21 protein-coding genes and 2 pseudogenes are annotated in these 23,888 nt (G+C 69.1%); 16 read left to right on the plus strand and 7 right to left on the minus strand.

What is annotated here, in order from left to right; genetic code table 11:
* The first annotated feature begins 169 nt into the window (after positions 1–169).
* Entirely contained in the window at positions 170–1,291 is a 1,122-nt protein-coding gene (locus tag MXD62_RS31995; protein ID WP_248833098.1) for an NAD-dependent dehydratase, read from the plus strand.
* Positions 1,292–1,323: 32 nt separating this feature from the next.
* Here the strand turns inward: MXD62_RS31995 and MXD62_RS32000 are convergent, their stop codons facing one another.
* A complete protein-coding gene (locus MXD62_RS32000; protein WP_248833099.1) occupies positions 1,324–2,364 on the minus strand; it encodes an NAD(P)-dependent alcohol dehydrogenase in 1,041 nt (346 codons plus the stop codon).
* 36 nt (positions 2,365–2,400) lie between these two features.
* Entirely contained in the window at positions 2,401–3,816 is a 1,416-nt protein-coding gene (locus tag MXD62_RS32005) for an aldehyde dehydrogenase family protein (RefSeq protein WP_248833100.1), read from the minus strand.
* Positions 3,817–4,114: 298 nt separating this feature from the next.
* On the opposite strand from MXD62_RS32005, the gene MXD62_RS32010 reads away from it, so the two are divergent.
* The 5 genes from MXD62_RS32010 (at position 4,115) to MXD62_RS32030 (ending at position 9,424) form a co-directional block, all read left to right on the plus strand.
* Positions 4,115–4,855: an IclR family transcriptional regulator C-terminal domain-containing protein gene (locus MXD62_RS32010; protein WP_248833101.1), complete on the plus strand. Its 741-nt coding sequence runs from the start codon at positions 4,115–4,117 to the stop codon at positions 4,853–4,855.
* Positions 4,856–5,468: 613 nt separating this feature from the next.
* Positions 5,469–6,416 (plus strand): ABC transporter substrate-binding protein, encoded by a 948-nt coding sequence (locus tag MXD62_RS32015; RefSeq protein ID WP_248833102.1) that lies wholly within the window; start codon positions 5,469–5,471, stop codon positions 6,414–6,416.
* Positions 6,417–6,426: 10 nt separating this feature from the next.
* Positions 6,427–7,272: an ABC transporter ATP-binding protein gene (locus MXD62_RS32020; RefSeq protein ID WP_248833103.1), complete on the plus strand. Its 846-nt coding sequence runs from the start codon at positions 6,427–6,429 to the stop codon at positions 7,270–7,272.
* Positions 7,269–8,258 carry an ABC transporter permease gene (locus MXD62_RS32025; RefSeq protein WP_248833104.1) on the plus strand — a complete coding sequence of 330 codons (990 nt, stop codon included), beginning with the start codon at positions 7,269–7,271 and terminating at the stop codon, positions 8,256–8,258. Before MXD62_RS32020 ends, MXD62_RS32025 begins: the two co-directional genes overlap by 4 nt.
* Positions 8,255–9,424, plus strand: coding sequence for a CaiB/BaiF CoA-transferase family protein (locus MXD62_RS32030; RefSeq protein ID WP_248833105.1), 1,170 nt, complete (start codon positions 8,255–8,257; stop codon positions 9,422–9,424). Before MXD62_RS32025 ends, MXD62_RS32030 begins: the two co-directional genes overlap by 4 nt.
* A 103-nt stretch (positions 9,425–9,527) precedes the next feature.
* On the opposite strand, the gene MXD62_RS32035 is transcribed toward MXD62_RS32030, so the two are convergent.
* From MXD62_RS32035 to MXD62_RS32045, 3 genes are all read right to left on the minus strand, one after another.
* Positions 9,528–10,262, minus strand: a complete 735-nt coding sequence (locus tag MXD62_RS32035) for a 2,3-bisphosphoglycerate-dependent phosphoglycerate mutase (protein WP_248833106.1) — start codon at positions 10,260–10,262, stop codon at positions 9,528–9,530.
* A gap of 73 nt (positions 10,263–10,335) precedes the next feature.
* Positions 10,336–10,713, minus strand: a complete 378-nt coding sequence (locus MXD62_RS32040; protein WP_112105886.1) for a carboxymuconolactone decarboxylase family protein — start codon at positions 10,711–10,713, stop codon at positions 10,336–10,338.
* Between the two features lie 53 nt (positions 10,714–10,766).
* Positions 10,767–11,702, minus strand: coding sequence for an NAD(P)-dependent oxidoreductase (locus MXD62_RS32045; protein WP_308301360.1), 936 nt, complete (start codon positions 11,700–11,702; stop codon positions 10,767–10,769).
* A gap of 483 nt (positions 11,703–12,185) precedes the next feature.
* On the opposite strand from MXD62_RS32045, the gene MXD62_RS32050 reads away from it, so the two are divergent.
* The gene (locus MXD62_RS32050) at positions 12,186–13,373 is read left to right on the plus strand and encodes a CoA transferase (protein ID WP_248833108.1); all 1,188 of its coding nucleotides are present in this window, start codon (positions 12,186–12,188) and stop codon (positions 13,371–13,373) included.
* A 62-nt stretch (positions 13,374–13,435) separates the two neighbouring features.
* Entirely contained in the window at positions 13,436–14,476 is a 1,041-nt protein-coding gene (locus tag MXD62_RS32055) for an MBL fold metallo-hydrolase (protein ID WP_248833109.1), read from the plus strand.
* Positions 14,477–14,507: 31 nt separating this feature from the next.
* Here MXD62_RS32055 and MXD62_RS32060 read toward each other — a convergent pair.
* Positions 14,508–14,758: pseudogene (locus MXD62_RS32060) on the minus strand (hypothetical protein).
* A 405-nt stretch (positions 14,759–15,163) separates the two neighbouring features.
* On the opposite strand from MXD62_RS32060, the gene MXD62_RS32065 reads away from it, so the two are divergent.
* The 7 genes and pseudogenes from MXD62_RS32065 to MXD62_RS32095 all read left to right on the plus strand — a co-directional run bounded on the left by MXD62_RS32065 (position 15,164) and on the right by MXD62_RS32095 (position 21,133).
* Positions 15,164–16,576, plus strand: coding sequence for an aldehyde dehydrogenase family protein (locus tag MXD62_RS32065; RefSeq protein ID WP_248833110.1), 1,413 nt, complete (start codon positions 15,164–15,166; stop codon positions 16,574–16,576).
* Positions 16,577–16,634: 58 nt separating this feature from the next.
* The gene (locus tag MXD62_RS32070; protein ID WP_248833111.1) at positions 16,635–17,723 is read left to right on the plus strand and encodes a zinc-binding dehydrogenase; all 1,089 of its coding nucleotides are present in this window, start codon (positions 16,635–16,637) and stop codon (positions 17,721–17,723) included.
* 203 nt (positions 17,724–17,926) lie between these two features.
* Positions 17,927–18,085 (plus strand): annotated as a pseudogene (locus MXD62_RS32075) (aldehyde dehydrogenase family protein); the annotation flags it as partial.
* 210 nt (positions 18,086–18,295) lie between these two features.
* The gene (locus tag MXD62_RS32080; RefSeq protein WP_248833112.1) at positions 18,296–19,678 is read left to right on the plus strand and encodes an MmgE/PrpD family protein; all 1,383 of its coding nucleotides are present in this window, start codon (positions 18,296–18,298) and stop codon (positions 19,676–19,678) included.
* A 173-nt stretch (positions 19,679–19,851) separates the two neighbouring features.
* A complete protein-coding gene (locus MXD62_RS32085) occupies positions 19,852–20,031 on the plus strand; it encodes a carboxymuconolactone decarboxylase family protein (RefSeq protein ID WP_248833113.1) in 180 nt (59 codons plus the stop codon).
* 44 nt (positions 20,032–20,075) lie between these two features.
* A complete protein-coding gene (locus tag MXD62_RS32090) occupies positions 20,076–20,387 on the plus strand; it encodes an NAD(P)-binding domain-containing protein (protein WP_248833114.1) in 312 nt (103 codons plus the stop codon).
* 8 nt (positions 20,388–20,395) lie between these two features.
* On the plus strand, positions 20,396–21,133 hold the full coding sequence (locus MXD62_RS32095; protein ID WP_248833115.1) for an alpha/beta fold hydrolase: 738 nt from the start codon (positions 20,396–20,398) through the stop codon (positions 21,131–21,133).
* A 154-nt stretch (positions 21,134–21,287) separates the two neighbouring features.
* On the opposite strand, the gene MXD62_RS32100 is transcribed toward MXD62_RS32095, so the two are convergent.
* Positions 21,288–23,129: a diguanylate cyclase gene (locus MXD62_RS32100; protein ID WP_248833116.1), complete on the minus strand. Its 1,842-nt coding sequence runs from the start codon at positions 23,127–23,129 to the stop codon at positions 21,288–21,290.
* 337 nt (positions 23,130–23,466) lie between these two features.
* On the opposite strand from MXD62_RS32100, the gene MXD62_RS32105 reads away from it, so the two are divergent.
* Positions 23,467–23,888: MaoC family dehydratase (locus MXD62_RS32105; RefSeq protein WP_248833117.1), on the plus strand; the 422-nt coding region annotated here is incomplete at its 3' end.

A 23,888-nucleotide genomic window follows, 5' to 3' on the forward strand; every position in this document is an offset into this window, starting at 1 on the left:
CCCGCCGCCGCCCGCCGGCGGCCGGGGGGCCCCCCCCGCCGGGGGCGGCCCCCGACGCGGCGCGCACCGAGGCCGGGTACGGCTGCGGCACGACACCCCTGCCGAAGCAGTGTCGGCGAAGCAGCGCAGACGAAACAGCGCCGGCCAGAACTGAGTGCGAGGAGAGGCTGTGTCGCGTTCCGCGCTTGTCATCGGTGGCACCGGGCCTACCGGGCCGGGAGTGGTGCGCGGACTGCTCGACCGCGGCTTCGACGTGACGATCCTGCACGGCGGCCAGCACGAGGTCGAGCTGCCTGCCGAGGTCCGCCACATCCACACCGACCCGCATTGGCCGGACACGCTCGGCGCCGGCCTGGGCCGGGCGGAGTTCGACCTCGTGGTGGCTCAGTACGGGCGGCTCGCGGTCACCGCGCAGGTCCTCGCCGGCCGCACCGACCGGGTGGTCGCCGTCGGGGGTGCCCACGGCTCCCTCGCGCACGCCGCCGATCCGCGCTGGGGAGCGCTGGGCCGGCCCGCCCTGCCCCCCGAAGAGGCCGAGCACCTGGAACAGGACCCCGCACACGGCACGCTCGCGGTCAGGATGGCCGCCGCGGAACGGGCCCTGTTCGACGCCCACGCGGCGGGCGCGTTCGCGGCGACCCTGCTGGCCTATCCCGTGGTCTACGGCCCGCGGCAGGTCGCGCCGCACGAGTGGTGCATCGTGCGGCGGATCCTCGACGGCAGGCGCCGCATCGTCGTCGCCGACGGGGCCATCCGCATGGAGAGCAGGCTCTACACCGAGCATGCGGTGCATGCCGTGCTGCTGGCGGTGGACCACCGCGCGGCCGCGTCCGGGCGCAAGTACGTGGTCGCCGACGACAACGTGTTCACGATGCGCCAGCGCATCGAGTTCATCGCCGCCCGGCTCGGCGTGGACGTGGAACTGGTCGACCTGCCCTACCCGCTGGCGACCCCGTGCCACCCGTACTGGCGCCACGGGCCCGACCACCGGCTGCGCGGCAACGCCCGCATCCGGGCGGAGCTGGGCTACGCCGACACCACCCCCGCGGCGGACGCCCTCGGCGCGACGGTCGACTGGCTGGTCGAACACCCGCCGGTGCCCGGCGGTCCGGAGGAGAAGCGGCTCGGTGACCGGTTCGACTACGCCCATGAGGACGATCTGATGGAACGCTGGGCCGCGGTGCGCCGTGACTGGTCCGACGACGTGGACCCGTTCCGGCCGACCCACGCCTACCGCCACCCGCGCCGTCCCGGCGAGACGTGGCACCCGGGCGGTACGGCCACGCCGTAGTCGTTCCGACGTGGCCGTACCGCCCGGCCGGCTCAGGACTCGGCGATGGTCGCGACGTCGAGCACGAACCGGTACCGGACGTCGCCGGCACCGAGGCGGTCGTAGACCTGGTCGAGCTCCTTGGCCGCGACGACCTCCACCTCGGCACTGATGCCGTTCTCGGCGCAGAAGTCGAGCATCTCCTGCGTCTGCGGCATGCCGCCGCTCATCGAACCGGCCAGCACGCGCCGGTTCGTCAGCAGCGTGTAGGGGTCGACGCGCAGCGGCTCGTCGGGCACGCCGAGGTTGACGAACGTGCCGTCCAGGTCGAGCAGGTCGAGATGGGCGGACAGATCGTAGTTCGTCGGGACCGTCGACACGATCAGGTCGAACGAGTCCCGCAGCGAGCCCAGGTCGCCGGTCGTCCGGTAGTCGTCCGCCCCGAGGCGCTCGGCGTCGGCGCGGCGGTCCTCGGTGAGTTCCAGGACCGTCGTGCGCGCGCCGAGCGCGTGGGAGATCTGGACGCCGATGTGCCCGAGCCCGCCGAACCCCAGGATGCCGACCCGCCTGCCGGGGCCCGCGCCCCAGCGCCGCAGCGGCTGGTACATCGTGATGCCCGCGCAGAGCAGGGGGGCCGCGGCGTCCAGCGGCAGGGCGTCGGGGATGCGGGCGACGAAGCGCTGGTCGACGACCACGAGTTCGCTGTACCCGCCCAGCGTGGTCGCCCCGTCGCGACCCACCCCGTTGTAGGTCAGCACCTTGCCGCGGCGGCAGTAGGACTCCTGCCCCGCGCGGCAGGCGGGGCAGTCCCGGCACGAGTCGACCAGGCAGCCGACGCCCACGTGGTCGCCGGCGGTCAGCCCGGCGACCTGCGCGCCCACCTCGCGGACGATGCCGGCGATCTCGTGACCGGGCACGATCGGATAGCGGGTGTGCCCGAACTCCGCGCGGGCGTGGTGGACGTCGGTGTGGCAGACCCCGGCGTAGGCGATGTCGATCAGCACGTCGCGCGGGCCGACGTCGCGGCGCTCGACGGTGATCGTGCTGAACGGTGCCGTCGGGCCGCTCATGGCCCGGGCCTTTGCGGTGATCACGATGACTGCCTCTCGATGGCTCGCCGGGTCCGGGGTTCAGCTGATGAGCGACTGGTACTCGAGGTACTCCTCGATTCCGTACCGGCCCATCTCCCGGCCGATGCCCGACCGCTTGAGGCCACCGTGCGGGGCGCGCATGTCGATGGGCGCGCCGTTGATCCGTACGCGTCCGGTGCGGATGCGCCGCCCGACGTCCCGTGCCCGCGCGGGGTCGGCCGCCCAGACCGCGCCCGCGAGCCCGTAGTCGGAGTCGTTGGCGATGGCGACGGCCTCGTCGGTGTCGTCGAACGGGATGATGATGACCACCGGTCCGAAGATCTCCTCCTGGGCCAGCCTGCTGCTGTTGTCACCGGTGAAGACGGTCGGCTGCACGTAGTAGCCCCGGTCGAGGTGCGCCGGCGCCTCCGGACCGCCGGCGATCAGCCGCAGTCCCTCGTCGATGCCGGTCTGGATGTAGCGGCGCACGCGGTCGCGCTGGGCATCGGAGACCACCGGTCCGAGGGTCGTGGCCTCGTCCAGGGGGTCGCCGATCACGTAGCTCGTCGCCTTCGCCGCGGCGATCTCCTCGGCTTCGGCCAGCCGCCCGCGGGGGACCAGCATGCGCGAGAGGCCGCCACAGACCTGGCCGGAGTTGCGGAAGGCGTCGCCGAGCCCGTCGACGACGGCCTTCTCCAGGTCGGCGTCCGCAAGAATGATGTTGGCGGACTTGCCGCCGAGCTCCAGAGCCACGCGCTTGACCGACCGCGACGCCAGCTCCATCACCCGGCTGCCCGCGCGCACCGAGCCGGTGAGCGAGACGATGTCGATGAGCGGATGGGTCGCGAGCGCCTCGCCGATCTCCGGGCCCGTTCCGCTGACCAGGTTGAACACGCCCCTGGGTAGGCCGGCCTCGGCGGCGGCCTCGGCGAACAGGAAGGCGCTCAGCGGCGCGACCTCGGTGCCCTTGAGCACCATGGTGCAGCCGGCGGCGATGGCCGCGCCCGCCTTGAGCGCGATCATCCGCATCGGCCCGTTCCACGGGGTGATCGCCCCGGCGACACCCGCGGGGATGCGCCGCACGATCGTGTCGTCGAACCGCTCCTCCCACACGATGTCCTTCAGGCTCGCCGCGGCGAGGCGCAGGTCGTTGATGGCGGTGGCGGACTGCGAGCCGCGGGCGAGTGTGATCGGTGTGCCGACCTCGCTCACGATCGTGCGCGCCAGCTCCTCGGCCCGTGTGTCGAGGATGTCGGCGATGCGGGTGAGCATGTCGATCCGGTCGTCGACCGTCGAGCGCGACCAGGGCTCGAACGCCCGCGAGGCGGCCTGGGCGGCGCGGTCGACGTCGTCGGCGTGGCCCCGCGGTAACGTCGCGAGCGGTTCCTCGGTGGCCGGGTTGATGACGGTCAGGGTGCCGGTGCCCGCCGAGCTGACCCACTCACCGTCGATGAAGATCGTTCTTTTTTCGATCACGACTGTCTCCCTTGCGCGAGCACCGCGGGGACGCGGGGTCACATGTACTACCGTGGTCGTATATACGGACAACCGTTCCTCTTGGCGATCGCGACGGTACAGCGCACGGAAACCCGGGTCAATGCGCCCGCCGGCGCTCCGTCCGGCGCGTCACGGTGGCCGGGGTGCCGGGCCGCCCATCGCGGCGGCCGGTCCGCCGGGCCTGCGGCTACTGTGCAGGCATCCGTGGCGCAGACCGCCCTGTGGCCGGCTGCGGCGGGGCTCGGTTCGGGGCTCGTGACGGAAGGACGTGCAGAACATGGTCGAGGGCCATCGCACGATCACGAGGGTGACCCGCATCCTCGAGGAGGTCGTCTACCGCCCGGGGATCAGCTACGCGGAGCTGACCCGTGCGCTCGAAGCGCCCAAGAGCTCGGTCTACGGGTTCATTCGGGGCCTGCTGGACACCGACTGGCTCGTGGAGCAGGACCACCGGCTCTACCTGGGGCCCGCGTTCTTCAGCCTGACCATCGCCAGCGGCGACGTCCGCGCGGGCCTGGTGTCGACGGCCGATCTCGAGACCCTGCACCGGGAGGCGGGCCTCACCGCGTTCGTCGGCGTCCGGTCCGGCGACAGCCTGCTCTACATCGCGCACACGGGCAGCGACATGATGACCGTGTTCCAGGCGCGGTCCAACATCCGGCGCAGCCTGCTGACGACGGCCGGGGGGCGGGCGCTCCTCGCGACGCTACCCGCGCTGGAGCTCCAGGCCTACCTGCGGCGGCGGGAACCCGACGAGGTCGAGAAGGTCGAGCGGTTCCTGGCCGTGCTGCCCGGCATCCGAGAGTCGGGGGTCGCGGTCAGCGTCAATGCCATCAGCCGGCGCACGGGAGTCGCGGTCGTCCTGCCGCACGCCACCGGTCGCGCGATCGCGGCGGTGACCCTCGTCGGCGAGAGCGTGCACGTCGACCCGCGGGTGGACGAACTCGGCGAACTCATCAAGTGCCACATCGCGAAGTGGCGCGACCGGTCGGGGGCCTCACCGCGCGAACCGCTGTAGCGGGCCGCTACTGGACGTGGCGGGATGGTTGCGCTGCGGCATGCCACCGGGCAGTGTCGGGAGTGCGGCCCGCCGGTGTGATGGGACGTCGCGCGCCGCGCCGGGGTGCCTCGCCGCGGACGTGTGGCTATACCGCCTGTTGACAGGGTCGATCCGCCGCCCTACCTTTCTGCCAATCGTTAGTACGGTCACACGTTCGTATATACGTCCGATGGCTGCGTGAAGATCTGCCCGCCGTGGATCGCGAGATCCGTCGGGCCCATTCGCGGTGGTGCGAGTACCACGGCGAGCGGGGTCCCACGCATCGCACCCACGTCCTCTTTACGCTGCCCGATCGACGCGAAAGCCCATCAAAGTAGTAGCCACGGCTGTGCCATGCCGTGGCTGCTTCGGCGACTTCAGGCACGTTCTGACGTCCGCGACAAAGGAGCCACAAATGCCCGCTATGCGACGACTGTCCTTACTTCCCTTACGAAGGTCGTCTTCGTCGCCGAGGTCGCGCCGGACCGTGTCCGCTGTCGCTGTCCTTGCGGTCGCCGGGAGCATAGCCGCGGGTTGCGGGGGCTCCTCGGACAACAGCGCGGGAGACGACGGGGCGCTGAAAGTCAAGATCATGTCTACCTCGGCGACCTTTACCGACCTCCCCACCGTGGTCATCGTTGCGCAGGACTACTTCAGGCAGGTCGGACTCGACGCCGATATCAGTTTCTCGAACGCCAGCAATGCATCTCTGATCACCCAGGCCGTGATCTCCGGGGACACCAACATCGGTACGTCCGGTGCAGGCGCGCTGTACAACGCCTATGCCGAGGGCAAGACCAACCTCGTCAGCCTCGGAACCATGAACCCCAGTATCACCTTCGGGCTGGCGCTGAACCAGGAGACGCTGGACACTCTCGCCGAGCGCGGAGTGACACCGGAGTCGTCCGCGGAAGAGCGCGTCCAGGCGCTGCGCGGCCTCACCCTCACCTCCTCGCCGGAGGGCTCCACCGGCAACACCTATCTGCGCGTCATGCTCAGCGAGTACGGCGTCGATCCGGATCACGACGTGACGATCCTTCCCAACAACGACGCCTCCGCCCAGATCGCGACCACGCGGCAGGGTCGGGTCAGCGGGTTCGCCCAGTCGTTCCCGCGGGTCAACTTCCCCGAGGCGGAGGGCTGGGGCGGGCTGTGGCTGAACTGGGCGGTCGACCTTCCGTCCATCCTTCCGCTGGCCTCGCACGAGTACTACACCACCCGCTCCTGGCTGGAGCAGAACCCCGAGATCGCCAAGCGCGTCATGCAGGCCGTGTGGCTCGCCGACCGGGACCTGCACAACCCGACCGATGAGCTGCGGGACAAGGTGCGGGGATTGCCGCAGTTCGCCAACCTGAACGAGACGGCCTTCAATGCGGGCTGGGAGGTCGCGGTCGGTGCCTACAAGGACGCGTCTCCCCTGACGACCCAGGAGATGTTCGACAACCAGGTCCGGCTCGTGAACCTCAACCGTGACTCGCCGCTCACCTTCGGCTTCGACGACATCTACGACCTGAGCGCCGCGAAGGCCGCGCAGCCGTGACGAGGAGGCGATGATGTCGAAGAATCCGCTGACCGGGAGCGCAGGGCCCGGGGAGACCGCTACCTCGACGGAGAAGGCCCCGGAGTTCTCCTTCCAGAAGGTCAGCCGAAAGTTCCGCTCCGGTGACGGGGAGTTCGCCGCGCTCGAGTCGGTCGATCTCGATATCGAGAGCGGCTCGTTCGTCTGCTTTATCGGTCCGAGCGGATGTGGCAAGACCACGCTGCTGAACATGTCAGCCGGGCTGCTGGGACCAAGCGAGGGTGCCGTTTACTTCCGCGGCAACCGGCTGAACGGGGTAAACACCGGGGTCGGGTTCATCACCCAGCACGACAATCTTCTGCCGTGGCGCACCCTGGAGAAGAACGTCGGGATCGCCCTCGAGATCGAGAGGGTGCCCCGCAAGGAGCGCCGCCAGCGGGTCGCCGAGGTGATCGAGCTGGTGGGGCTCAAGGGCTTCGCGCAGCGGTACCCCTCGCAGCTGTCGGGCGGCATGCAGAAGCGTGCCTCGCTCGCGCGTGGCCTGGTGTACAACCCCTCGACGCTGCTCATGGACGAGCCGTTCGGGGCGCTCGACGCGCAGCTGCGGTTCACGATGCAGAAGGAGCTGCTGCGGATCTGGGAGCGGGACCGCAAAACCATCATCTTCGTGACGCATGATCTGGATGAGGCTCTTCTGCTGGCAGACAAGGTCGTCGTGTTCGGAACCCGCCCGGGCCGCGTCGTCCACGTGGAGGACGTGCCGCTGGAGCGGCCACGGGACCTCGCCGAACTGCGGCTCAGCCCGGTCTACGGCGAGCTCTGGGAACGACTGTGGAAGTTGCTGGACCACTCTTCACCCGCCAAGGAGGCATCGTGAACCCGACGCCGGTGTCGACAACAGCCGGAGTGCAGGCCGCGGTGCCGGCCGGGCCGCAGGGCGTCGGCGTGCCGGGCGGCGGCGGCGCGCAGGGCGGTGTGCTGGGCGGCCCCGTGGCGGCCACCGTCACCGGCTCGGATGAGCAGTCGTCCACCACCGCGGCCCGCAAGCCGCGCCGCCCGATGGACATCAAGCGGCTGATCGTCCTCATCTCGCGGGTGGTACTCCCGGTCGGGGTGCTGGCACTCTGGGAGACCGCGAGCGGGGACCCCGCGACCGAGTCGGGCGTGCTCATCGACAGTTTCTACGTCAGCAAGCCGTCCGAGATCTGGTCGGCGCTGACCGGCTGGGTCGAGGAGGGCGTGCTGCTGGACAGCATCCAGGCGACCGTCATCGCGACGGTGTACGGGTTCGCCATCGGCGCGGTGCTCGGCGTTCTGGTGGGCATCGTGCTGGGCAGCAGCCCGATGCTCGGCGAGATCTTCCAGCCGTTCATCGTCGCGCTCAACGCGGTCCCGCGGCTGGCCCTGGTGCCGCTTTTCATCCTGTGGTTCGGATTCGGCCTGGGTTCCAAGGTGGCGCTGGTCACCCTCATCGTCTTCTTCCTCGTCTTCTACAGCACCTACGAAGGTGTGCGTGACGTCGAACAGCGCCTTATCGACGTGCTGAAGGTGATGAACGCGTCGAGGCTCACCGTGCAGCTGAAAGTTCGGATCCCCTCGGCCGGGACCTGGATCATCCAGGGCCTGCGGGTCTCGGTGCCCTACGCGCTCGTCGCGGCGGTCACCGCCGAGATCATCGGCGCCAACACCGGCATCGGTTATCTGATCCAGCGGTCGGCGGGTAACTTCTACACCGCCGGCGTCTTCGCGGGCATCGCCGTGCTCGTGGTGGTGTCCACCATCATCAACGCACTGGTGACGCTGCTGGAGAAGCGCCTGCTGCGGTGGAAGCCGCGCAACCTGACCAACGTCTCCGCACCGTGAGCCTGCCGGTTGGCTCCGGCCCGCTCGCAGGGACGCGCGTCCTTGAGATCGCGGGCCGGGGCCCCGGGCCCTTCGCGGGCATGCTCCTGGCGGACATGGGAGCGGAGATCCTGCGCATCGACCGGCCGGATCCCCCCGCCCGTCCGCAGGCGCCCGACCACCGCCTGGAGCTGTACAACCGCGGACGGCGCTCCGTGGTCGTCGATCTCAAGCACGGAGCCGGCCCCGAGGTGGTGCTGCGTCTGGTCGAACGGGCGGACGTGATCTACGAGGGGTACCGGCCCGGCGTCGCCGAACGTCTCGGGATCGGCCCGGACGCGTGCCTGCGGCGAAACCCGCGGATCGTCTACGGGCGCGGCACGGGCTGGGGGCAGACCGGGCCCCTGGCGGACAAGGCCGGCCACGACATCAACTACATCGCGCTCGCCGGGGCGCTCGACCCCCTCGGCTACGCGGGCGGGCCGCCCGCCATCCCGCTCAACCTGATCGGTGACTACGCGGGCGGCGGCATGATGCTCGCCTTCGGCATCGTGTGCGCGCTGCTGGAGGCGCGCGGCTCGGGCCGGGGCCAGGTGGTCGACGCGGCGATGGTGGACGGGGCGTCGCTGCTCATGACCCTGTACCACGGACGTCGGATGATGGGCACGTGGAGCGACGAACGCGGCACGAACTACGTGGACTCCGGCGCGCCGTTCTACAACGTCTACGAGACGAGCGACCACCGGTACGTCGCGATCGGCGCGATCGAGCCGAAGTTCCAGCGGGTGCTGTTCGACGCCATCGGCGTGGACCTCGACGGCATCACCATGCCGGTGTCGACGATCGACCGCACCGACTGGGCCGAACTGCGGCGCCGGCTCGCGGCGGTCTTCGCGACCCGCACCCGCGACGAGTGGACCAAGCTGCTCGCCGACGTCGACGGCTGCTACTCGCCCGTGCTGTCCCTCGGGGAGGTGTCCGCACATCCCCATCACCAGGCGCGTGACGGCTTCCCGGAACTCGGCGGAATCCCCCATCCCGCGCCGGCGCCCCGGTTCGGGCGGACCCCGGCGGCCATCCGGACGGCCCCGCCCAGGCCCGGGGAGCACACCCGGGAAGCCCTGGCGGACTGGGGCTTCACCGACGACGAACTGCAGACGCTGCACCGGGACGGCGCAATCCGGTAGCGGCGGCGCGATCGCGGCGATGGCGACCCGGACCAACGGCGATCCGCTTCCCCACGGCGATCCGCCCGCGACGGTGCCCACCGGCAGTCGCCGGTGGGCACCGTCATCTCTGCGTCGCTCCCGACGCGCTCAGCAGGACACCGCCGGGCCGGACCGGCAGCCCGACGTCGGTGAGGTCGTAGCGCAGCAGGGCGCCCGTGGGCAGCCGCACCTCGCTCAGGTCGTCGTCGGTCGGGTCGCCGGCCTGGGCGCCGAGGTGGCGGATCAGGGCACGCAGGACGTTGCCGTGGGCCACGACCAGAACGGTCCGGCCGGCATCCAGATCGTCCGCGATCTCCGACTCGTAGTACGGGCGGAGCCGGTCGAGGACGTCCGCGATGGACTCCGTCCGGGGGACGTGTACGCCCAGCTCCCGGTACCGTGCGTCGTCGTCCTGGCCGAAGACGCTGCCCGGGGCGATCGGCGGCGGCGTTCCGTGGAACGAGCGGCGCCAGAGACGAAGCAGGTCCGCGCCGTACTCGGCGCGGACCTGCATGCGGTTACGGCCCTGCAGGGCGCCGTAGTGGCGCTCGTTGAGCCGCCAGCTGCGCCGGACCGGGATCCAGTGCCGGTCGGCGGCGTCGAGCGCGAGGTCCGCGGTCGACACGGCCCGGCGCAGAAGGGAGGTGTGCACGACGTCGGGGAGGAGGCCGGTGTCGCGGAGCAGGTCGCCGCACCGGCCGGCCTGAACCCGGCCGCGTGCGGACAGCGGCACGTCGACCCAGCCGGCGAAGCGGTCTGCGGCGTTCCAGGCGCTCTCCCCGTGCCGCAGCAGCAGCAGGGTGCGGGACCCGGTCATCCGGGCGGGCTCCTCCAGGTGGGCGGCCCGGTGGCGGCGTGGCGCCGCGCCCCGGGTGACGGTCGAGACAGTCTCAGTCGAGGTGTCCGCCTTCGCGGAGGACCTCCTCCGCGATACGGAAGGCCTCGCCCGCCGCGGGCAGCCCGCAGTAGACCGCCGTCTGCAGCAGGATCTCCTGGATCTCGGCGACCGTGGCGCCGTTGGTCATCGCGCCCTCGATGTGGTGGGCGAGCTGCGCGGGCCTGTTCAACGCGGTGAGCATAGCGACGTTGATGATGCTGCGCTGCTTGCGGTCGATTCCTTCGCGGGACCAGATCCGCCCGAAGCAGACCTCTTCGGAGTAATCCTGGATCACCTCGTTGAAGGAGTTGCGCTTCTTGTCCTTTGCCGCGACATAGTCGGCACCCATGAGCTCGCTCAGGACGCGCCGGCCGTTCTCCTTGTCGGTCACGCTGTTTTTCCTCCTGCGTCGGTGTCGGGTGTGCGTCGGTCCGTCTTGGTGTCTCAGCCGCGGTCGAGAACTTCCTGTACCTCGCTGGCCGAGAGCTTGATCTCGACGCCCGCTCGTTCGTTCTGCAGGAGCAGCGGTGTCTGCGAGTCGCGACCGCCCCAGCCCCGTTCGAGGGCTTCCGCGAAGTCCTCCTGCACGAGGCGGGCGGCGCGCATGGGGACGCCGAGCTCGTCGGCCAGCTCGATCGCCAGCCGAAGATCCTTGTTCGCCAGCGCCAGGGCGAACGAGGGCGGCTCGAAGGCAGACTGCAGATAGCGGTCGCTGATGCGGTCGAACGTGCGGGCCCGGCCGATCGCGCCCTGGCGCATCGCGTGCCAGAGGGCCGCCGGCTCGACACCCGCCTTGACCCCCATCGTGAAGACCTCGGCGGTCGCCGAGCGGATCATCATGCTGGCGCAGTTGTGGACCAGCTTCGCGGTGTTGCCCGCGCCGATCTCGCCGACGAGGATCACCTGGTCGCCGATGGCGTCGAGGACGGCGCGGTGGCGCTCGAAGGCCGCCTGATCGCCGCCAACGTAGATCGCGAGCTTGCCTGACCGGGCGCCTTTGGGGCCGCCGCTCACCGGCGCGTCGAACAGTTCGATGCTGTGCTTGCGGCAGGTCTCGTGCACCTCGCGGACCACGGTCGGCGAGTTGGTGGTGAGGTCGAACCAGACGGCGCCCGCCCGCAGGCCGCTGCACAGCCCGTTCTCGCCGAGGCCCAGTTCCTGCATTTCCTGCGGGCCCGGTAGTGATGTGAGGACCACATCGACCTGGCGGGCGAGATCGATGACCGAGTCGGCCCAGGTCGCCCCGGCCGCCTCGTGTTCCGCGGCGCTCTCCCGGCGGAGATCGTGCACAATCAGTTCATAGCCGGCCGCGCGCAGGTTGAGCGCCATTCCGGCGCCCATGGCGCCGAGCCCGATGAAACCCACCTTCATGTTGCAGATGTCCTTCCGTTTTCAGGGACGATGGCGCCCCTCCGGGGCACGACCGTCAGACGGCCGTCTCTGGCGGGACCGCCTCTGCAAAAGATCGCTTCTCCGTGGATCCCCGCTCGGGGGACCTGCCCGACCTCGATGTCCGCATCGCTCTGCGTGTCGGGTGCCGCATGCCTGGTACTGCGGTGCGTATATGCGAATGACCGATTGTATGTGCGAACAGCACGGTAGGGTCTCGTATGGGGGGCTGTCAACGTCCCGGGCCTCTCGCGGGGCGGGGCGCGGGGGTGTGTCCCTCGATGCGCGATCGCGTCGGAGGCGTTGACAGTCATATGTGTCGCTCCTAGCATCGGGCTGTAAATGCGTACTCCTGTACGTAAATGCGAACAGGCCGTGGTGTCGGTGCTCAGCGCGTCGAGCAGTTCACTGCGGCACATCCGGACTGGCGCGCGATCCGCGACGCTCGCGCCCGAGTGACCACGGAGGCCCTGGATGACCGCGCTCGAAGGCGTGAAGGTGATTTGTGTAGGTCAGTTCTACTTTGCCCCTTATTGCTCGATGTTGATGGCACGCCTCGGCGCGGACGTCATCAAGGTCGAGGCGCCGGAGGGGGACCCGTACCGCCGGCTGCCCACCGTCGACCACGACGGCTTCCCGATCCAGTTCCGGTTTCTCAACTCCGGTAAGCGCACCATTCGGCTGGACCTCAAACAGCCTGCCGGGCAGGAGGTGCTCCGCAACCTCGTCCGCACCGCCGACGTGCTCGTCCAGAACCTGTCGCCGGGGGCGATGGACCGGCGCGGTCTCGGCTACGAGCAGCTCAGCGCGATCAACCCGGGCCTTGTCATGGCATCGGGCACCGGCTTCGGTTCGTTCGGGCCGTACGCGGGCGAGCCGGCGATGGATCTCACGATCCAGGCACGTAGCGCGATCATGAGCACCACAGGGTTCGCCGACGGGGCGCCGGTCCGCACCGGCCCGTCGGTTGTCGACTTCGTCGCGGGCACGCACATGCTCGCGGGTGTGCTCGCCGCGCTGTTCCAACGCACCCGCACCGGTCGCGGTCAGCATGTCGAGGTGGCCCTGCAGGACGCCATCGTCCCGTCGCTGACGTCCAACATCGCCGGGCTGCTGAGCAGCGCGACCGAGAGCCACGAACGCACGGGCAACCGGCACGGCGGGCTGGCCGTCGCCCCGTACAACGCCTACCGCACCAACGACGGGTGGATCGCCGTACTGTGCCCGACCGACGCGCACTGGCGGCGGCTGTGTGAGCTGATGGGGGATCCCGCCACCGACGACCCGCGCTTCGCGGACATGAGCAGCCGGTGCGCCCACATAGACGACGTCGACGCGGTCGTCGAGAACTGGACGAGGGCCCGCCCCAAGGACCTGCTGGCGCGGATGCTGGTGGAGGCACGCATCCCCTCCGCTCCGGTCGTCACCCTGCCGGAGCTGCTCGAGGACCCGCACGTACGCGAGCGCGGCGTGCTCCGCACTGTCACCGACGAGCAGGGCTCGTTCATGACGCTCGGCAGTCCGCTGTTCCTGTCGGACTCGCCCATGGTGGAGCCGTGGCGGGCGCGCGAGATCGGCGCCGACACCGACGAGGTCCTTACCGCGGAGCTGGGCATGTCCGTCGACGACATCGCCAAGCTGCGGGAGGCCGAGGTCATCTGAGGCGTTCCGTGGGCCGGTGGGAGCGTCGCGACCACGGGAACCCTGCTGCGTGAGGAGGAGATGTGGGTGAGTCGCGTGCCGTCGCGGAAGCGCCGACCCGACGGATCGAGGGCTTCGCGGTGGCGGGCGGGGTGTGGGCGACGGCGGTCCCGTTCCCGAGTCCGCTCGCCTACTCGTACTCCTACGCGGTGCGGGCGGCCGAGGGGATCGTCGTGGTGGATCTCGGGTGGGACTCGGACGAGGCGTGGAGCGCCTTCCGATCCGGGCTGGCCCGGGCCGGTCACAGCCTCGACGAGGTGATCGGGGCTGTCATCACCCACGCGCATCCGGATCATTACGGGCTCGCCCGCCGCATCCGGGAGCACACCACGGCCTGGATCGCCGCGCACCCTGCCGAACGGGCACAGATCCGCGTGGGCGCCGCGGAACGGCGGGCCCGCGTCGTGGAGATCGCCGACTGGCTGGGCGCGAGCGGGGTGTCTGCGACGCGACTGGCGGGCCTCGAGTCGGAGCTCGCCGAGCTCGAGGCGGCGCTGCCCGGCGTCGAGGCGGACATCGAGCTCCTCGACGGCGCGGCGGTGCCTGGCACCGGGGGTGCCCTCGTCGCGCTCCACACACCTGGACACACCACCGGCCATCTGTGCTTCCACGACCGTGAACGAGGCCTGGTGTTCACCGGCGACCACGTTCTGCCCAAGGTGACCCCGAACGTGGCACTGCGTCCCGGGTCGGCCGCCGACCCGCTGCTGGACTTCCTCGACTCGTTGCGGCACCTCCGGGACCTTCCCGACAACCTGCTGGCCCTGCCCGGGCACGAGTGGTCGTTCGACCGTCTCTCCGACCGGCTCGGCGTGCTGGAGGTGCATCACCAGTCGCGGCTGCGCGAGATCGAGCAGGCGGTGCGCGAGGGGCGGGAGACCGTCTGGGATGTGTCCCGTGCGGTGCGGTGGGCGCGGCCGTTCGACTCGTTCACCCCGCGGTCGCTGCGCTCAGCTCTCGCCGAGACCTACGCCCACCTCGCCCGGCTGTCGGAGGACGGGCGCCTGGTCCGTAGAGCCGGGCGGCCCGAGCGGTGGACGGTCGCCAGAGGCCGGCGCGACTGATCGCTGCGCACGGCTCAGCCGCGGCGGCGCCTCAGCGGACCCGCCGGGGCACTATGACCTTGCGCCGATAGACGCAGACGAGAGTTCCGTCCTGGTTGTAGCCGCGGGTCTCAACGCTCACGACGCCGTGGTCGTTCCTGCTTCTGGACTCCGCCTTGCCGAGCGATGATTCATGGTGAGCTGGCAGAACAGGTGGTTGTCGTATTCGGTGACCGTCTTCCCCGGCCAGTGCCGGTAGACGGCGCCCAGGTCGAACTCCTCGTAGAAGCGCCCGAACCGCATCTGTGCTCCCAACGGCAGGACGGGGACCGGCTCGCCGCAGGACCGCGGATCGGGTCTCGCTGTGTCGGGGTACCTGCCCCCACGCCTGACGGCCGCGTCGTCTCTTCGGCTCCGGATCGGTGGTCGCGTGCCACCCGAAAAAGGGTCATTCCTATATAGGGAATTGAGTCCTTATATGCGGCCGTAAACGCTACGTTCGAGCCGGGGTCATGTCAAGGGGAGCTGCGGAGGCGCGGGGGTCGCGGGGCGTCCTGTTGATCTGGATGGCCGCTGGCGGGTGGCTGGGCCGTGGGGTTCGGCAGGGGCTTGACCTGCCCGTTGACACCCCCGCGTGATCATCGTAATGTGATTGCAATTACGAATTTTTGTTCGTAATAATGAACTTCGCGACAGAGGGGTGGCGGCGTGATCAGTCAGGACCTCATCCTCATCGACGGTGAGTGGGTCCCGTCCTCCGGCACCGGCGTGATCAACGTCGAGAACCCGGTCACCGAGAAGATCATCGGCACGATTCCGGACGGGACACCCGAGGACGTCGACCGGGCGGCGGCCGCCGCCGCCCGGGCCTTCGACGGCTGGTCCCGTTCGACGCTCGACGAGCGGGCCGACGTGCTACGCGGCCTGGCCGACTTCGTGGAGGGCCGGGCCGACGAGATCACCGAGGCGATCGTCCAGGAGATCGGCGAGCCGCTGAGCATCGCCACAGCTCACCAGACGCTGTCCACGGTCAAGCACCTTCGCGGCACGGCCGACGTGCTGGCGGAGGTCGACTGGAACGTGGCGGTCGGGGACACGCTCGTGCACCGGGCCCCGGTCGGGGTGGTCGGCGCGATCACGCCGTGGAACGTGCCGCTGTTGATGATCGCGATGAAGGTCGGCGCCGCCGTCGCGGCGGGCTGCACCGTCGTTCTCAAGGGCACCGAGATCGCCCCGCGCAGCTCCTTCTTCTTCGCCGAGGGCACGCAGAAGGCCGGCTTGCCCGCCGGCGTGGTCAACCTGGTCAGCGGCACCGGCCCGGTGGTGGGCGAGGCCATCGCCGGCCACCGCCTGGTCGACATGGTCTCGATCACCGGTTCGGTGCGCGCGGGCAGCCGCGTCATGGAGATCGCCTCCCGCACGGTCAAGCGGGTCGGACTCGAGCTCGGCGGCAAGTCCGCCAACGTCATCCTCGAGGACGCCGACATCGCCAGGGCCGTCACCGCCGGGATCGCCGACGCCTTCCGGAACAGCGGGCAGGTGTGCGGCGGCCTCACCCGCGTGCTCGTGCCCCGCGCGCGGCTGGCCGAGGCCGAGGATGCCGCGCGCGCTGCCGCAGAGTCCTACGTGCTCGGCGATCCGTTCGCGGCGGGGACCAGCCTCGGGCCGGTGGTGACCCGCGCCCAGCGGGACCGCGTCCGCGAACTGATCCAGTCGGGCATCGACCAGGGCGCCACGCTGGTGACCGGCGGCCCCGAGCAGCCCGAAGGTCTCGCCACTGGTTACTACGTGAAGCCGACCATCTTCAGCGGGACACCGGACATGCGGATCGCCCGCGAGGAGATCTTCGGGCCGGTGGTGACGATCCTCCCGTACGACACCGAGGACGAGGCGATCGCGATCGCCAACGACTCCGACTACGGTCTCGCCGGTGGCGTCTGGGCCGCCTCGCCCGCGCGCGCCCGCGAAGTCGCGCTCCGCCTGCGCACGGGTCGGATCCGCATCAACGGCTCAGCGGTCAACCCGCGTGCGCCGCACGGCGGTTTCAAGCTCTCGGGCATCGGCCGGGAGAACGGCCGTTTCGGTATCGAGGAGTTCCTGGAATACCAGTCGATCGGGTGAGCGAGCGGGCAGGAGACCAGCCGGGAACGCGATGGCGGGGAAGAAGGGTGGAGAGGACATGTCGGTGCGTGCTCGGATAGCGGTGCTACCCCCCGGAACCCACCTGCTCGAGTTTCGGGAACTGACCATGCCGCCGCCCGGCCCGTTCGAGGTCGTGGTCGAGCAGAGCGCGTTCGGGGTGTGCCACAGTCAGCTCGACCGGATCTTCAGCCCTTCCCGGACCGCCCCGATGCTGCTGGGCCACGAGTCGATCGGGACGGTTGTCGCGGTCGGTGCAGAGGTGACCTATGTGCGAGAGGGCGACCAGGTGTGCATCACCTGGATCCCCCGCAGCCCCCGGGAGGGCCGTCCACCCTCGCCGTCCCGGCTGGCGTTCCCCGACGGCGATGTGGCCGCGTCGCACAACTGCCACACCTGGGGGACCCACGCCCTGGTCGACGAGCAGTATGTCGTTCGGATGCCCGAGGGCACCGACCCCGACCTCGGGAGCATCATCGGCTGTGCGCTGATGACCGGCGCCGGCGCCGTGATGAACAGCATCGATCTCCGGGCCGGCCAGTCGGTCGCGGTCTGGGGTGCGGGTGGCGTGGGGCTGTGCGCCATCGCCGGCGCCGCGATTCTGGGCGCAGGGCGGGTCATCGCCGTCGACGTGAGCGACGCGAAGCTCGCCCTGGCGGCGAAGTTCGGCGCCACCGACGGCGTCAACGCCCGCGAGACCGACCCGGTGGAGGCGATCCGTCAGCTGACCCGGCACGACGACGGAACCGCGGGTGCCGACTACTGCCTGGACTGCACCGGCATCGGAAACAACATTCCGGTGAGCCTTGCGGCCGTGCGTCCGGGTATCCGCGGCGCAGGAGTTCGCGGCGGTACCGATGTTCTCGTCGGCATTCCGCGCGAGCCGTTCAGCCTCGACAGTTTCGACCTGCTGAACGGTGAGAAGAGCCTGGCTGGCTCGGTCGGGGGTGGCTGCGATCCGGTCCGCGATTTCGCGACCTTCGTGAACTGGACGAACGACGGCCGCTTCGATCCCGCCCTGCTGGTGACGGACCGGTTCGGGCTCGATCAGATCAACGAGGCTGTGGACGCCCTGCACCACGGTCGGGTCCGGGGCCGTGCCGTGGTCACCGTGCGCGACTCGGCGTGACCGCGGCCGTCACGGCAGGTGCTGCCAGCCCACATGGGTCGTCACCGGCTACACCCTCATGTTCTCGGCCCTGCTGCTGTTCGGCGGCACGCTGTCCGACCGTATCGGCGCCCGGACCCGCCGGAATTCCGGCCAGGCGAAGAAGAACGAGCCCAATGGCGCGATCTCGCTGCCCCTGAGGAAGATGGTGGGAGCACGCGCGAGCGGTTGCGACCCCGGTCCGCACCGGCCGGATCCGGATCAGCGGAACGCCTATCAATATGAAGGCAACCCACGGCGGCTTCAAGATCTCTGGCCTCGGCCGCGAGATGGGTCGCTACGGCATAGAGGAATACCTCGAGTGCAAGTCCGTCATCGGCTGACGCCCGAATTTTGTCGGGTCACGAGCGAGGACAGAGGAGTCGCATGATCACCCGCAGGGCTCGATTGACGGCGTGTGCGACCGGCCAGTTCGAGACGGTCACCATCGGACGTTGCGACGTGGGGCAGAATGACGCGCTCATCGAGATCGACGTAAGCTGTCGCTTAGTGATCGACGCGAGCACACTCGCGAGCCAGAGAGCGCGGATTTGATGAGCGAGACGAGGCGCACGGGCCTGGTGAACCTCACGAGGATCGTCGCGGAGTACGCCGCATCGACCTCGATCGACGCGTTACCTGCCGACGTTCGGGAACGTGGGCGGCTCATCGTTATGGATGAGCTGGCCTGCGCGGTCTTCGGACAGACCCGGACAGCGGGGAAGCTGGCCACCGGCTACGCGGCCTCGATGGGCGGAGCGGGGGCGTGCCGAATTCTCGGAACTGAGCACCGCACAACCGCGCCATACGCGGCTCTCGCGAACGGCACGGCCGGGCACGCCGACGAGGTCGACGGTGCTCACGTTGTCGGTGGGCATCCCGGGGCGACGATCGTCCACGCCGTGGCGGCGATTGCCGAGCACCGGCGGGCGACGGGCGGCACTCTGCTCAACGCCGTCGTTCTCGGCTACGAGATCGGCAACCGGCTCATCCGCGCGTGCGGTGGGGTCTTCGGGGTGAAGTCGCGCCTTCACATGCATGCGGACTTTCTTCATGCGATCGGTGCGACCGTCGCGGCGTGCCGCATCCTCGGCCTCGGCCCGGAAGCGTACGGCAACGCGATGGCCCTCGCGACATTCCAGGCCAACGGCCTGGTCGCGCTCTTCCAGGAGCAGCGCCACATCAGCAAGTCGTTCTGCAACGGCCAGTACGCCTTCGCCGGCGTTTCGGCCGCGCTGATGGCGAATGCCGGGCTGGAAGGATGCGAGGACGTGCTCGGCGCGGAGAACGGGCTGCTTGCGGCGTGGGGCCTTGAGGACGGCGCGAGTTCGCTGACCGACGGACTCGGCCACGACTACGCCGTGATGGGCGCGAACTTCAAGTTCGTCAACGCGGGCTACCCGATCCACGCGGCGGTCGAGGCAGCGATGACGGTGATCCACGATCATCGAATTCGGGCGGCCGAGATCGACACGGTCGAGGTCGGTATGCCTACCAATGCGCTGCGCGTAGTCGACAATCGTGCCATGCACAACATCTGTCTTCAGGACATGCTTGGCGCGGCAATCGTACAGGACGGGCTGAAGTTGCGGGAGAGCCCCTTTCCGCTCCTTCTGTCGGACTCCGGCTTCCAGTCGATGAGGCGACGCATCCGGCTTCGGTCTGACGCTGAACTGGACACCGAGCAGCCGAACGGCCGCGGGGCCCGTGTGACCTTTGTGATGCGCGATGGCTCGAGGCTTTCACATCGGGTCGATCAGCCCAAGGGCCACAGCGCGGGAGATCCCATTGGTTGGGACGACTTGCGCGACAAGTGGGTCGAAGCCCTGCCGACAGTCGACGTCGATCGCCTGGTTCGACTTTCCCGGGCTGTCGAGGAGCTGGACGACGTCGAGGAACTGCTCCGGATCTTCGACCCTCCTCGACGTACTGCATGAAGTATCCGAGGGCTACTTGCCCCGGCGCGCCAAACAGTGTAATGACTTCAATGCTGCACCCAGGACTACTCGGCTGAGGTCTGCTTCGGTCGGACCTGGTCGCGGCCCGGTATCGACCGCAAGGTGCGGAGCGTCATCAACATCGTGCTGCTAGTCGTGCTGAGAAACTCGTCGTGCTGAGAAAGCCGAACCAGCTGCGCCACCACATCGAAGGTGCGCTCAACAACGGCTGCTCGGTCGACGAGATCCGGGAAATTCTACTGCAGACCGCTGTCTGCTGCGGGCTCCCCGCCACCGGTGAAGGCTTCAGCGTTGCTGAGGAGGTACTCCGCGAGCGCGCCCTCATCGGCTGACGCGGAGCACCCGGACTCGTACGAGGGATCGAGAGGGTAGAGAGATGGAGATCGGTTTTATCGGCCTCGGCGCGATGGGCCGCGGGATGGCCGCGAGCCTGCAGAACGCCGGCCACGACCTCGTGGTCAACGACCTGTGCAAGGAGTCCGCCGCCGACCGTCTCGGCCGGGGCGGGTCCTGGGCGGAGACGCCGCATGAGCTCGCCAGCCGGGTGGAGCTCATCCTCACCTCGTTGCCGACTTCCCAGGACGTCGAAGCAGTCGTGCGTGGGGATGACGGAGTCGCCGAGCTGGCGGAAGAGGACATCCCAGCTGTGCTGTCACAACACGTCGAGCTGCCTACAACGTTCGCTTAGGAGGACCCATGGCCAAGCAGCAGCCCACGGGCTTCGTCCTCGTTCACGGCGGCCGACACGGTGGCTGGGCGTGGCGCGACGTTGCCTCTCGACTCCGCGACCTCGGCTACCCCACGTATAGGCCGACCTTGACCGGCCTCGGTGAGCGAGCGCATCTTCTGCGCTCGGAGATTGGCCTCGAGACACACATCGACGACTTGGTCGGCGTCTTCGAGTACGAGGACCTGAGCGACGTCGTCCTGGTGGCCCACAGCTACGGCGGCATGCCTGTGGCAGGTGCGATGCAGCAGGTCTTCGACCGCGTACGCACCGTCGTCTGGGTGGACGCACATCTTCCGCGCGAGGGCGAGTCAGTCTTCGATCTCATCGGTGACGAGCGAGCCGCACAGATGAAGGCGATGGCCGCCGAGGGTGGAGAGGGCTGGTACGTGCCGACATCCGACGCCAGTTGGTGGGGTCTGAGCGATCCCGACCAGATCGCATGGGTCAACTCCAAGACGACTCCGCAGCCGATCAAGACCTACCTCGACAAGATCGGCCCCACAGACCGGGCCTGGTCGCACCCAGGTACGACGATCGAGTGCAATCCGAGTCGGCTTCCCGCAGTGGAGGCGGCACGTCAACGCGCACGTGCCGAGTCCGACCCGCACTTCCATCGTCGGGTTATCGCCGCATGCCACGAGCCGATGCTGACGCACCCTGATGAGCTCACAGAGCTACTGGTCGAAGCGATCGAGAACCGATAGCGAGCCGAGGGTCAGCAGCATCCGATCCGCTTGATGTCTACTCCCTCAGGTGCGCAATGAGACGGGGTCCTTTCTTCGGACAACTATCCCTATGAGGTCGTCCTGATCAGCTCGCGCGTGCTCGGGCGCGTTGCGGGACGGTCTCCGACATGCGTCAGCCGTCGCGCGGCCGAGCTGGCTCCGAGGGAGGGCCGGCGTCGGTGTCGTGGCGGGCCGCCTCCGCCTCCGCGGAGTGTCGCCAGTAGCCCCGCCCCCGACGCTTGGCGAAATACATGGCCGCATCCGCGGCGCATACGACATCCTCGGGGTTGGTGGTCCCGGGTCCGATCATCGCAATGCCGACGCTGGCCGTGACCGGGACCTGCTGGCGGCCGATGGCCAGATCCACGCTGGCGACGATGCGGTCGGCGACAGCTTCGACCGCGCCGCAGGACGTGATGTTGCGGCACAGGACTCCGAACTCGTCGCCGGCGAGCCGGGCCACGACGTCACCGGGGCGGACCACACGGCGAAGTCGCCCGGCGACATCACGGAGCAGATCGTCGCCCGCCAGATGGCCCAACGTGTCGTTGACCCGCTTGAATCCGTCGAGATCAACGAAAAGGAAGCCGGCTCGTGTCTGGCTTTTTTCGGTTTCGGTTTCGGTTTCGGTTTCGGCGATCGTGCGTTCGAGCTGGGCGAACATGGCCGCTCTGTTCGGCAACTCGGTCAGCGCGTCATGGAAGGCGCGATGATGCGCGTCGGCGGCAAGGAGGCGTTCCCGCTCGGCTGACTGCGCCGCAACGCTGGCCGCCGAGATCTGGGTGGCCACGAGACTCAGGAAGCTCCGGTAGTCCGCGTTCAAAGGGAGCCGGTCGCTTGTCCCGAAGATGAGAAGTCCGACAGGGCGTCTGTCGCCTCCCTCCGGCAGGGGGACGACCATCGCGGCGGTGGACGGTGGGGTGTCAGCTGACTGCCGTAACGCGAGACGGGCCAGCAGACGAGCGACGATCTGCGTCCGTCCCGCAACCATCGAGTCCCCGAGTCCGGAGGCGTCGCCGGGATCGAGCGTGTACGGGGTTCCCGTGGCTCCGGCGATACCAGCCGATGCCGTCACGGCGAGCTTCCGCGTCTGCGCCTCCTCGAGGACAACGAGGCAGTAGGGGATGTCGGAGGTGAAGCGACCGAGCACCTCGATGCCCTGGGTGAACACCTCCGCCTGGGTGGGCCGACCGGCCGTGGCGCTGACGAGCTCGTGCAGGCATCGAAGGCGTCGTGTGCCGAGTACCTGCCGGGTGGTCTCCTGCAGCGCGGCGAACACGCCGGCCACACCGCCCGCGGGAAGGCGCCGGATCGGGCTGTAGGAGAAGGTGAAATAGCAGTCCTCGAGATAGCCGTGGCGATTGAGTCTGGACGGCCAGTCCTCCTCCCACGTCGCTTCGCCGCCGGACATCACCTGCTCAAGCATGGGGACAAGCCGGTCCGCTGCCTCGGGAAAGACGTCCCGAAACGGCTGGCCTATACATCCCGGATGCTTGCGGCCGAGCATGGGTATGACGGCGTCGTTGTGTATCTCGACCAGGTCCGGGCCCCACAGGATCTCCAGTGGGAAGTGTGACTCAAGGCAGAGGCCCACGGCCATGCGCAGTGACTTCTCCCAGTCGCTGAGCGGCCCGAGTGGTGTGTTGGACCAGTCCATGGACATCATCAGGCGCCCTGTCTTGCCGCCGGCAGCGAAAATGCGGATCATGCTGTCTGGGCCACCCGCGGTGGAACTGATATCCCACCCACTGTGGTCTGGGGTATTTTGGTCCGAAACGCCGATTTCACTCTGCCTTTTCCGTGATCGTATCCCGGCTCTTGCCCGATATTCCCCGGGGCGGGCGCGCAAAACCAGGAGGTGCCCTCGGGCCGCCTGGTCGTCGGGGTTGCCTCGCCGTCGGTCGCGGAGGCCGGTCGCGAGATCTCCCGCCTTGGAGTCGTCGGGTGGAGAGGGGGCGGGGAGGTGCCGTCCCACCGGCCCGACCGGCACAGGCCTGACCGGGCCGGCCGCCCCGTTAGGTGGATCTTCCCGGTCAGACGATTCGCAAGCCGCAGGATCCGGTCGGGGATCGGCTCCGCCATCTTGACAGCAAGATAGTTCCTATATAAAAACACTGGTACGTATATACAAGATGCTCGCCAGGTGGTCCCGGCTGGCAGGGTGCGACGACCGCGCTACGGAGGCCGCAGGAAGGCGGCGTCCTGGGACGGCTGGAGGCTCGGGCGAGGGAGCGCTCGCAGAGATCAGGCGGGGCCGGACGCGAGCTGCGGGCGCAGACTGAACCGCTCATCCCGCGCAGTTGGGGGAACACATGCAGTTTGGCCGGTACTACGAGGAGTTCGAGGTCGGTGCGGTCTACAAGCACTGGCCTGGTAAGACGGTCACCGAGTACGACGACCATCTGTTCTGCCTGCTCACGATGAACCACCACCCGCTGCACCTGGACGCCAACTACGCCGAGCACACCACCCAGTTCAAGCGCAACGTGGTCGTCGGGAACTACGTCTACTCGCTGCTGCTCGGGATGTCCGTCGCCGACGTCTCGGGCAAGGCGATCGCCAACCTGGAGGTCGAGTCGCTGCGGCACGTGGCGCCGGTCTTCCACGGTGACACGATCTACGGCGAGTCGACGGTGCTGGACAAGGTGGAGTCGAAGAGCAAGGACGACCGCGGCATCGTGACGGTCGAGACCCGCGGCCTCAACCAGGACGGCACCCTGGTCTGCATCTACCG

This window comes from Frankia sp. Mgl5 (assembly GCF_023242985.1).
GTDB lineage: Bacteria > Actinomycetota > Actinomycetes > Frankiales > Frankiaceae > Parafrankia > Parafrankia soli.